Source organism: Microcella sp. (genome assembly GCF_033763155.1).
In the GTDB taxonomy this organism is placed as follows: Bacteria; Actinomycetota; Actinomycetes; order Actinomycetales; family Microbacteriaceae; genus Microcella.
The window spans coordinates 1-9,862 of record NZ_JANRKZ010000075.1 but is presented as its reverse complement, the minus strand read 5'-3'; the positions used below and the strand labels follow the sequence as shown (position 1 = coordinate 9,862).

12 protein-coding genes, 1 tRNA gene and 1 pseudogene are annotated in these 9,862 nt (G+C 67.0%); 6 read left to right on the top strand and 8 right to left on the bottom strand.

What is annotated here, in order from left to right; translation table 11 throughout:
* The 4 genes and pseudogenes from SFU54_RS03355 to SFU54_RS03340 form a co-directional block, all read right to left on the bottom strand.
* Positions 1-146, bottom strand: a pseudogene (locus tag SFU54_RS03355) (50S ribosomal protein L11); the annotation flags it as partial.
* An 88-nt stretch (positions 147-234) separates the two neighbouring features.
* Positions 235-1,200 carry a transcription termination/antitermination protein NusG gene (nusG, locus tag SFU54_RS03350; RefSeq protein WP_319014898.1) on the bottom strand — a complete coding sequence of 322 codons (966 nt, stop codon included), beginning with the start codon at positions 1,198-1,200 and terminating at the stop codon, positions 235-237.
* A 48-nt stretch (positions 1,201-1,248) separates the two neighbouring features.
* On the bottom strand, positions 1,249-1,533 hold the full coding sequence (secE, locus tag SFU54_RS03345) for a preprotein translocase subunit SecE (protein WP_319014897.1): 285 nt from the start codon (positions 1,531-1,533) through the stop codon (positions 1,249-1,251).
* A 122-nt stretch (positions 1,534-1,655) separates the two neighbouring features.
* Positions 1,656-1,728, bottom strand: a tRNA-Trp gene (locus SFU54_RS03340).
* Positions 1,729-1,886: 158 nt separating this feature from the next.
* On the opposite strand from SFU54_RS03340, the gene SFU54_RS03335 reads away from it, so the two are divergent.
* Both SFU54_RS03335 and SFU54_RS03330 read left to right on the top strand, forming a co-directional pair.
* Positions 1,887-3,095, top strand: coding sequence for a pyridoxal phosphate-dependent aminotransferase (locus tag SFU54_RS03335; protein ID WP_319014896.1), 1,209 nt, complete (start codon positions 1,887-1,889; stop codon positions 3,093-3,095).
* Positions 3,096-3,107: 12 nt separating this feature from the next.
* Entirely contained in the window at positions 3,108-3,809 is a 702-nt protein-coding gene (locus SFU54_RS03330; RefSeq protein ID WP_319014895.1) for an aspartate/glutamate racemase family protein, read from the top strand.
* A 20-nt stretch (positions 3,810-3,829) separates the two neighbouring features.
* Here SFU54_RS03330 and SFU54_RS03325 read toward each other — a convergent pair whose 3' ends face one another.
* Complete coding sequence (locus SFU54_RS03325) at positions 3,830-4,171, bottom strand: Lsr2 family protein (protein ID WP_319014894.1); 342 nt, start codon at positions 4,169-4,171, stop codon at positions 3,830-3,832.
* A gap of 169 nt (positions 4,172-4,340) precedes the next feature.
* On the opposite strand from SFU54_RS03325, the gene SFU54_RS03320 reads away from it, so the two are divergent.
* From SFU54_RS03320 to SFU54_RS03305, 4 genes are read left to right on the top strand one after another with little or no spacing between them, the layout of a single operon-like run.
* A complete protein-coding gene (locus SFU54_RS03320; RefSeq protein WP_319014893.1) occupies positions 4,341-5,240 on the top strand; it encodes an ABC transporter ATP-binding protein in 900 nt (299 codons plus the stop codon).
* Positions 5,237-6,109, top strand: a complete 873-nt coding sequence (locus tag SFU54_RS03315; protein WP_413466552.1) for an ABC transporter permease — start codon at positions 5,237-5,239, stop codon at positions 6,107-6,109. Before SFU54_RS03320 ends, SFU54_RS03315 begins: the two co-directional genes overlap by 4 nt.
* A gap of 7 nt (positions 6,110-6,116) precedes the next feature.
* Positions 6,117-7,265 (top strand): sensor histidine kinase, encoded by a 1,149-nt coding sequence (locus tag SFU54_RS03310; RefSeq protein WP_319014892.1) that lies wholly within the window; start codon positions 6,117-6,119, stop codon positions 7,263-7,265.
* Positions 7,262-7,888 (top strand): response regulator transcription factor, encoded by a 627-nt coding sequence (locus tag SFU54_RS03305; protein ID WP_319014891.1) that lies wholly within the window; start codon positions 7,262-7,264, stop codon positions 7,886-7,888. The genes SFU54_RS03310 and SFU54_RS03305 overlap by 4 nt, the downstream gene beginning before the upstream one ends.
* A 4-nt stretch (positions 7,889-7,892) precedes the next feature.
* On the opposite strand, the gene SFU54_RS03300 is transcribed toward SFU54_RS03305, so the two are convergent.
* From SFU54_RS03300 to SFU54_RS03290, 3 genes are all read right to left on the bottom strand, one after another.
* Positions 7,893-8,996 carry a UDP-N-acetylmuramate dehydrogenase gene (locus tag SFU54_RS03300; protein WP_319014899.1) on the bottom strand — a complete coding sequence of 368 codons (1,104 nt, stop codon included), beginning with the start codon at positions 8,994-8,996 and terminating at the stop codon, positions 7,893-7,895.
* 6 nt (positions 8,997-9,002) lie between these two features.
* A complete protein-coding gene (locus tag SFU54_RS03295) occupies positions 9,003-9,419 on the bottom strand; it encodes a MaoC/PaaZ C-terminal domain-containing protein (RefSeq protein ID WP_319014890.1) in 417 nt (138 codons plus the stop codon).
* On the bottom strand, positions 9,416-9,862 hold a 447-nt coding region (locus SFU54_RS03290; RefSeq protein ID WP_319014889.1), incomplete at its 5' end, for a MaoC family dehydratase N-terminal domain-containing protein. The genes SFU54_RS03295 and SFU54_RS03290, both read right to left, overlap by 4 nt.

Genomic DNA, 9,862 nt, shown 5'->3' with positions numbered 1-9,862 from the left:
TCGGTCGCCGCGTTGTAGGCCTTGCAGAACTCCATGATGTTGACGCCGTGCTGACCGAGCGCCGGGCCGATGGGCGGGGCGGGGTTGGCGGCGCCGGCCTGGATCTGCAGCTTGATCAGACCCGTGACCTTCTTCTTCGGTGCCATGTTCTTCTTCTTTCTGTCGAGCAACATCCGGGTGGATGCCGCGCTCCCGCCTGCGCGCCCGTTGCGCGCCGCGGTAGTTGGTGTGGTGTTACAGCTTGGTGACCTGGTCGAACGACAGCTCGACCGGGGTCTCGCGCTCGAACAGTGAGACGAGCACGATGAGCTTGCCGCTCTCGGGCTTGATCTCGTTGATCGTGCCGGGGAGGCCCGCGAACGAACCCTCCTTGATCGTGATGGTCTCGCCCACCTCGAAATCGATTTCGGCAGGAATGACGCGAGCCGCGAGGCCGCCGCCCTTCGAGCCGCCCGCCTTGGCCGGAGCCTCTGCAATCTGCACGGTCGACTTGAGCATCTGGAACGCCTCGTCGAACCGCAGGGGGGTCGGGTTGTGGGCGTTGCCCACGAAGCCGGTCACGCCGGGTGTGTGACGCACGACCGACCAGCTGTCTTCATTGAGGTCCATGCGCACGAGCACGTAGCTGGGAATGCGCACGCGCGTCACGAGCTTGCGCTGGCCATTCTTGATCTCGACGACGTCTTCCATGGGAACCTGCACCTCGTAGATGCTGTCTTCCATGTTCATCGAGATCTTGCGGTTCTCGATGTTCTGCTTCACGCGCTTCTCGAAGCCCGCGTAGGAGTGCACGACGTACCACTTGCCGGCTTTCATGCGCAGGTCGAGCTTGAACTCTTCATAGGGGTCAACCTCGACGTCGGCCGATGCGCCCGCCGCGGTGTCACTCGCGCCAGCGGCGTCTTCTGACTCGTCGTGGGTGGCCTCGGCCGCCGCGTCGGCTTCATCGGCCGAGTCAATGTCAAGAGCGTCATCGACGATCGCGTCGGCTTCGGGGTCAGCGGCCGCTTCGAGCTCATCGAGGAGTCCCTCGAAGTCGGGCTCAGCACTCTCGTCAACGATGTGCATTGCCGAGTGCTCGACGGCGTCAGCCGCGTGCAGGTCGGCCTCGAGAGTGTTGCCCTCTTGCGCCTCGTCTTCTTCAGACGACTGCTCGGCGGCAGTCGAATAGTCGAGGTCGCTAGGAAGCTTCTCGGTCACGGTTTCTCTTTCTCTCTGTACGTCGGGCGAGCGGGGAAGGCGAGCAGGCTAGACGCCGACCGCGGCCGACCCGTCACCGAAGACGAAGCGCACGACCCACAAGAACACGAGGTCGAGGCCCGACACGATCGCCATCATGATCACGACGAACACGAGTACGACGATCGTGTAGGTGACGAGTTCACGCCGGGTGGGCGTGACCACCTTGCTGAGCTCATTGATCACCTGGCGCAAGAACAGTCCGATGCGACCGAAGGGGCCACGCTTCTCGGCGCGCTCTTTCTTCGCGTTCGCAACGATGTCCTCGCCGGGCTCGTCGATCACATTGCTCACGTGATGCTCTCCTCACGACTCATCGTCGTTGTGACTGTGTGGTCTGGTGGGTGACACGCTCGAAGCGCATCTCACCGCCGAACCCGGGGCGTTCTCACGAACACCCCGGGCCGACGACTCTGCAGGGCGGACAGGACTCGAACCTGCAACCTGCGGTTTTGGAGACCGCTGCTCTACCAATTGAGCCACCGCCCTCTGCGGTCAGCAATTGATCTCAGGGCACGCGAAAGCATGGCAGAAATCAACTACCTCGACCCAGTGTAGGCGACGACGCAGAGAGCACCAAGCCGAGAGGCGCCGAGCGTGAGCGAGCATCCGACCGACCGGATGCCCCGCGCCCGTAGAATCGGGGCGTGACCGCCGACTCTTCCCGCATCGCCCGCCGCATCGCCGCCATTAGCGAATCTGCCACTCTCAAGGTTGACGCCAAAGCCAAGGCCCTCAAGGCTGCGGGGCGCCCCGTGATTAGCTACGCCGCTGGAGAGCCCGACTTTCCGACGCCCGAGCACATCGTCGAGGCGGCCGTCGTCGCCGCACGCGACCCGAAAAACCACCGCTATACGCCGGCAGCCGGTCTGCCCGAGCTGCGCGAAGCCGTCGCCGAGAAGACGGCGCGCGACAGCGGCCTGTCGACGACCGCGAGCCGCGTGATCATCACCAACGGTGGCAAGCAAGCGGTGTTCCAGGCGTTCGCGACCCTCGTCGACGAGGGCGACGAAGTGCTCTTGCCGGCTCCGTATTGGACCACCTACCCCGAGGTCGTGCGCCTTGCCGGCGGTGTGCCCGTCGAAGTTTTCGCGGGCGCCGACCAGAACTACCTCGTCACGGTTGACCAGCTTGAGGCCGCGCGCACGCCGCGCACCAAGGTGCTGCTGTTCGTGAGCCCCTCAAACCCCACGGGCTCGGTCTACAGCCCCGAGCAGACGAAGGCCATTGGCGAGTGGGCGCTGAAGCATGGCATTTGGGTCATCAGCGATGAGATCTACCAGGCACTCACCTACGACGGCGTTCGTGCCGTGTCGATCGTTGAAGCGGTGCCCGAGCTGGCCGAGCAGTGCATCCTCGTCAATGGCGTCGCCAAGACCTACGCCATGACCGGTTGGCGCGTGGGATGGATGGTCGGGCCGGCCGACGTCATCGCCGCGGCCTCGAACCTGCAGTCGCACTTGTCGAGCAATGTCGCGAACATTTCGCAGCGCGCGGCGATTGCCGCCCTGACGGGCCCGCAAGACGCCGTGGCGACCATGCGCGAGGCCTTCGACCGGCGGCGGCGCGTCGCCGTCACCGAGCTCAACCGCATCCCCGGCATGGTCACCCCCACGCCGACGGGCGCGTTCTATGTGTATCCCGACGTGACGGCGCTGCTGAACCGCGAGTGGAAGGGCTCGACGCCCACGACCTCGCTCGAGCTCGCTGACCTCGTGCTCGAGCACGCAGAAGTCGCGGCGGTGCCCGGCGAGGCGTTCGGCCCCAGCGGCTACTTGCGCTTCAGCTACGCGCTCGGTGACGCCGACCTGCTCGAGGGCATCCAGCGCCTGCACGCACTCTTCGGCACCGACTAGTCGAGCGCTCTCGTGCGCACGGTGGGCTTGCTCGGCGGAATGTCGTGGGAGTCGTCGATCGAGTACGAGCGCATCATTCACGAACGCGTGCGCGAGCGGCTCGGCGGTGTGGCCTCGGGCGACCTCGTCATGCGCACGTTCAACTTTGCCGAGGTTGAGGCTCTGCAGTCTGCCGGGCGGTGGGACGACGCCGGTCGGTTGCTCGCGGGTGCCGCTCAGTCGCTCGTGGCAGCCGGCGCGACGGCCGTGGTGATCTGCTCGAACACCATGCACCTTCTCGCCGACGAGGTGGCCGCCGCCATCGACGTGCCCCTGCTGCACATCGCCGACCCCACGGGTGATGCCGTGCGTGCGCTCGGCATCGATCACGTCGCCCTGCTCGGCACGCGCTTCACGATGGAGAAGCCGTTTTATGCCGACCGTTTGCGCGAGCGTTTCGATCTCACCGTGCTCACACCCGACGAGCGCGGTCGAGACACCGTGCACTCTGTCATTTATGACGAACTCGCGCGCGGAATCATTTCGACGTCGTCGCGCGAGGCCTACGTCGCCATCATCTCCGAGCTGGTGACACGCGGCGCCCAGGGCGTTATCGCCGGGTGCACCGAAATCGAACTACTGCTGCGCCCCGACGACATCGCGGTGCCGCTCTTTGCGACCGCGCGGCTACACGCCGAAGCAGCCGCAGACTGGTGCCTCGGCGACGCCTCCTGAGGGCGAGCAGCGCGAAGTGCTTAGCCCTGCGCGGCCGTGTAGGCGGCGCGAATCTCGGCAGGAATGCGGCCCCGGTCGCCCACCTCGTAGCCGTTGCGCAACGCCCAGGCCCGCACGGCGGCCGTGTCGCCAGAGCCCGTGGATGCGCGGCGTGCGCGCGAGGAACCCGACGAGCGGCGGCCGGTCGACCGCGCCGCCGCGATAAACGGAGCGAGGGCATCCCGCAACGCCTGCTGGTTGTGGCGACCGAGGTCGATCTCGTAGCTCGCGCCATCGAGCGAGAACGTGACGGTGCCCCCTTCGCCCGGAGCGATGACGGTGGCGTCGAGGTCGTCGACGAGCTCGGTAGTAATGCGCTTCACTGTTTTCTCCTCGATAAACATCGCGCGATAATGCGCGCGCGCAGTTTATCGAATACTGACGCCGGTTTAGGAAAAGAGAATTTATGGCCCCCGGGTCCACCGATCGGTTGACCCGAGAATCAGCCGAGCAGGTGTTCCGCCGTGTTGCCGCGCGGGGGATGCTGGAACCATGACCACTCACGACAACGTCATCGAGGTGCGCGACCTGCGCAAGACCTACGGTGACCTGACCGCCGTCGACGGCATCAGCTTCGACATCCACCGCGGCGAGACCTTCGCGCTCTTGGGGCCGAACGGGGCCGGCAAATCGACCACGATCGAGATTCTCGAGGGATACCGCGCCCGCACGAGCGGTGACGTGCGCGTGCTCGGTGTCGACCCCGGCAAGGGCGGACTCGACTGGAAGGCCCGACTCGGCATCGTGCTGCAGTCGAGCGGCGAAAGCGGCAATGTGACCGTCGCCGAACAACTGCGCCACTTTGCCGCGCTCTACCCGAGCCCGCGCGATGTTGACGAGGTCATTGCCGCGGTGGGGCTCGAGAGCAAGGCGGGCGTCTTGATCCGCAAACTCTCGGGCGGGCAGCGTCGCCGCGTCGACGTCGCCGTGGGCATCGTAGGCGCACCCGAGTTGCTGTTTCTTGACGAACCCACGACGGGCTTCGACCCCGAGGCGCGTCGTAGCTTCTGGCAGTTGATTCGCACGCTGCAGAAAGAGGGCACGAGCATCTTGCTCACGACCCATTACCTCGACGAGGCCGCCCAGCTGGGCGACCGAGCCGGCATCATCGCGGGCGGCCGCATGGTTGATCTCGCCCCGATCGACGAGATTGGCGGACGCGAGTCGCGCGTGCCCCTCGTGCGGTGGCTCGAAAACGGCGAGCGCCGCGAGCAGCGCACGACGACACCGGCCACGCTCGTGACCGAGCTCGTGGGCCGGTTGGGCGCCGAGCCCGACTCGCTCGAGGTCATTCGCCCGAGCCTCGAAGACGTTTACCTCGACCTCGTCGGTCACGAACACGCGAGCGACCTGAGCGCTGAAGCACTGAATGAGACGGAGGCGGCACGATGAGCACGACAGACTCGAGCATGACCATGAGCCCGGCCCGGGCATCCCGCACCGAATCGGCCATCGGCCGCGCCGCCCGACTGGGCGTGCTGCGCATCGGCTACGAAGTGCGCGCGTATTTTCGCCAGGGCGACACGGTCTTCTTCACCTTCTTGTTTCCGGTGGTGATGCTCACGATCTTCTCGGTCTCGTTTAGCGAGGCGAGCTTTGGCCAGACGGCCGACGGCGATGAGATCACGGCCGCGTGGTTCTTCTTGCCCGCCATGCTCGCCGCGGGCGTGTTGTTGAGCGGCCTGCAGAACCTCGCGATCGACATCGCGATGGAGAAGAGCGACGGCACTCTCAAGCGCCTCGCGGGCTCTCCCCTGCCGGTGGTGAGCTACTTCATCGGCAAGCTCGGTCAGTCGTTTACGACGGGTCTGCTGCAGGCCGGCGTGCTCTTGCTGCTGGGCTTCACGGTCTTTCAGGTGCCCCTGCCCGAGAACCCCGAGAACTGGGTGACGTTCGCGTGGGTCTTCACGCTCGGCGTGCTGTGCTCGGCCATTCTCGGCATCGCGCTGAGCGCCGTGCCGCGCAGCGGCAAGAGTGCCACCGCGGTCGTGATTCCCATCACGCTCGTGCTGCAGTTCATCTCGGGCGTCTACTTGCGCTTTAGTGACCTCCCCGAGTGGCTGCAGAACGTCGCCTCGGTGTTCCCCCTCAAGTGGATGGCGCAGGGCATGCGCAGCGTCTTCTTGCCCGACGAACTGGTCGTGCTCGAACAAAACGAGTCGTGGGATCTGCCCGGAATCGCGATCGTGCTCGCCATCTGGCTCGTTGCCGGGCTCGTCATCACGAGCCTGACCTTCCGCTGGATTCGCAAAGACAGCTGATCGCCCGATGACCTCGATGCGATGGTGGGATGCGGCCGTGCTCGGCACGGCCGCGCTCCTCGCCGTGCTGCTGCTCGTTCTCACCGACGTGCCATGGCGCATCGGCGTAGGCGTCTCGGGCATCGCGCTGCTCGTCGTGGCGTGGATCGCACTCGGGCGCCGCGGCACCGAGGCCGCGACGGTGACGCCGTTGATCGTCGCCGTCGTGGTGGCCTCGGGGCTCGTCGTCTCGGCCTACCCCACTCTGGCGATCATCCAGGTCATTGCGTATCCGATTGCCTGGAGCTTCAGTGCCACGATGCGCCGGGCCGTCGTCGCCAACATCGCCATCGCACTCGCGGTGGGGGTGGGCTTTCTCGTGTCGCTCGGCACGGGAACCGCGAACCTCGTGCAGACGGCGTTCACCGTTGCGCTCTCGCTCATCTTCAGCCTCGCAATGGGGTTCTGGATTAGCCGCATGACGGCGCTCGGCGAAGAACGCGGTCGCCTTTTGGTCGAGCTACAAGGTGCCCAGGAGCAAATCGCTGCTCTCAACCGGGCGGCGGGCGCGGCCGACGAGCGCGAGCGCATGGCGCGCGATCTTCACGACACGATCGCGCAAGACCTCACCGGGCTCGTGATGCTGGCCCAGCGCGCGCGCCGAGAGGCCACCGCCCCCGATGCCACGCTCGCCCTGCTCGAAGAGAACGCGCGCGCGGCCTTGACCGAGACACGTGCGCTCGTCGCCGCGGGTGCCGCCGTGGCTGATGACGGTCTCGACCTCGCGAGCGCACTGCATCGTCTCGCCGACCGCTTTATGCGTGAGACGGGCGTGCGGGTCGAGCTCAGCGTCGATGACAGCCTCGCACTGTCGCGCGACGTCGATGTCGTCGCGCTGCGGTGTGTGCAAGAGGCCCTCGGCAACGCCCGCAAGCACGCGCGGGCATCGCGCGTCACGATCGACGTGAGCCGCGTCAATGATGATCGGTTGCGGGTTCGCGTGATCGACGACGGCATTGGCTTCGACCCCGCCGCGGCCCCCGACGGTTTTGGGCTCACGGGCATGACCGAGCGACTCTCGCTCGTGCACGGAACCCTGAGCGTCACGAGCGCGCCCGGTGCCGGAACCACCCTGACGGCCGAACTGCCCACCGACCCGGGCGGAGTGAGAGCATGAGCCCCATGATCCGCGTGCTGGTTGCCGACGACCACGCGGTGGTGCGCGCCGGCATCGTGGCGCTCTTGGCCGCCGAACCCGACATCGACGTGATCGGTGAAGCCGTCGACGGCGAACAGGCCGTGGAGCTCGCGCTCGCGCTCCTGCCCAATCTCGTGGTCATGGACGTGCGGATGCCGCGGCTCACGGGCGACGCCGCAACCGCGCGCATTCGCGAGCGCACCGACGCCGTGCGCGTGCTCGTGCTCACGACGTATGAGAGTGATGCGAGCATCCTGTCGGCGATCGAAGCGGGAGCGAGTGGCTACCTGCTCAAGGCCGCCCCCGCCGACGAACTCATTGCGGGCGTGCGGTCGGTCGCCGCGGGCGAAGTGGCGCTCTCGCCCGCGATTGCGGCCCAACTCGTGTCGCGCATGCGCGAACCCGCTCAGACCCCGCTCACGACCCGCGAGACCGAGGTCGTTCGATTAGTGGCCGAGGGGCTCTCGAACCGCGAAATCGGCGAACGCCTGTTCGTCGGCGAATCCACGGTCAAGACCCACTTGCTGCGGGCGTTCGAGAAGCTCGGCGTCAACGACCGCACGCGGGCGGTCACGCTCGCGATGGAGCGCGGGCTGATCTAGCAGGCTAGAGCGTGATGCCGACAAACACGGGCTCGGGGTGCAGCACGACCCCGAACTCACTCGCGACCCGCGTCTGGATATAGCGCGCCAGCTCGGCGACCTCTGCCGCCGTCGCCCGCCCACTCGCGTTCGTCACAGCCAGGGTGTGTTTGGTCGAGACGGATGCGCCCGAGCCCGGCAGCGCAAAGCCGCGAGCGATGCCGGCGTGCTCGATCAGCCAGGCGGCACTGAGTTTGACGGTGCCGTCGACGGGCTCGGGCGGCGTGGCCGGTTCGCTCCCCAGGGGCACCACGAGTGGCGCTGGCTCGGGTTGCTGGGGCCAGCGCGGCGCGTCGGCGGGCAGGCGCAAGGCAAACGACGCCGAGACGATGGGATTCGTGAAGAACGAACCCGCACTCACCGACTGAGGGTCGTTTTCGTCGAGCACCATGCCCTTGCTGGCACGCAGCGCGAGCACCGCCGAGCGCACTCCTGCCAGGGGTGCTCGGTCTCCGACGCTCACCCCCAGCGCGTCAGCGAGCTGGGCATAGGCGACGGGCCGGCTGCGCGCGACGGAGTCGTGCTCAAGCGCGAGCTCAACACTCAGCACGACGGCTCGCCAGCCCTGCTTGAGAGCGCTCGTGCGGTAGCCCAGCTCGAGCGCCGGGGCGGGCACCGTGCGCCGCTCGCCACTCTCGACGTCAAGCACCTCAACGCTCACCAGACTCTCGGCAAGGTCTTGACCGTACGCCCCGATGTTTTGAATGGGCGCGGCTCCCGTTGAGCCCGGAATGCCACTGAGGGCTTCGATTCCCGCCCAGCCGTTCTCGACGGTGTGCGCCACGAGGGCATCCCACGGCTCGCCCGCCTGCACGCGCAGCCGCACCGGTCGCGGAGATCCGACGGCATCGGGAAGGCGCTCGATGCCGCGCGTGGCCACCCGCACGACGACGCCATCGACGCCGTCATCGCCGATGAGAACGTTCGAACCGCCGCCCAGCACGAGCCACGACTCACCCGCCGCATCGGCCTCGAGCACCGTCTCAACGAGCGCATCGACGGTCGTCGCCTCCACGAAGCGGTCGGCCGGTCCGCCAACGCGCAGGGTCGTGAGCTCAGCGAGCTGCATGGTCACCTAAGCGAACGCGATGACGCGAACCTGCGCCTTGCCGAGCACCGTCTGGTCGTCGTAGCTCGCGGTGAGGTCGATGCGAGCTCCGGCGTCATCCAGGGCCCCGACCGTTGCGGTGACCGTGACGACCGCGCCAAGCTGCGGGTCGACGACGACCGGACGGGTGAACCGCACCTGGTAGTCGCTGACCCAGCCGCGGGCATCCAGCCAATCGATCACGGGCTGCACGGCGAAACCCATCGTGAGCATGCCGTGCGCGAGAACACCCGGCAATCCCACCGAGGCGGCGACGTCGTCGCGGTAGTGAATGGGGTTGAAGTCGCCGCTCGCACCGGCGTAGCGCACGAGGCTGTCGCGCGAGAGCGAGAACGTGCGCTCGGCCACCACCTGACCGACCTCGAGTCCGTCGAGAACGCTCATGATTCGTCTCCTCGAATGACGAGCGTCGAGATGCTCGTGGCGACGTGCTCGCCGGCGGCATCGGTCATGGTCGACTCGCTCGTGACCATGCTGTTGCCTCCGAGCGACTTGATGCTCGTGACCCGCAGAGTGGCCGTGAGTTCGTCGCCCGCGACGATGGGCCGCGAGTAGGTGAAGCGCTGGTCACCGTGCACCACGCGGCTGAAGTCGATGCCCGCATCGGGCTCGGCCAACAACTGTTGCAGGGTTGCCTCGGCGATCACAATCGGAAAGGTCGGGGGCGCTACGACGTCGGCGAAGCCCGCCGCGCGGGCGGCCTCGGGGTCGTGGTGCAGGGGCGCGGTGGCGAAGACGGCTCGCGCAAACTCGCGCACCTTCTCTCGACCCACGAGATACGGGGCCGTGGGCGCAAACGCGCGCTCGGTCAGTTCAGGGTTCACAGG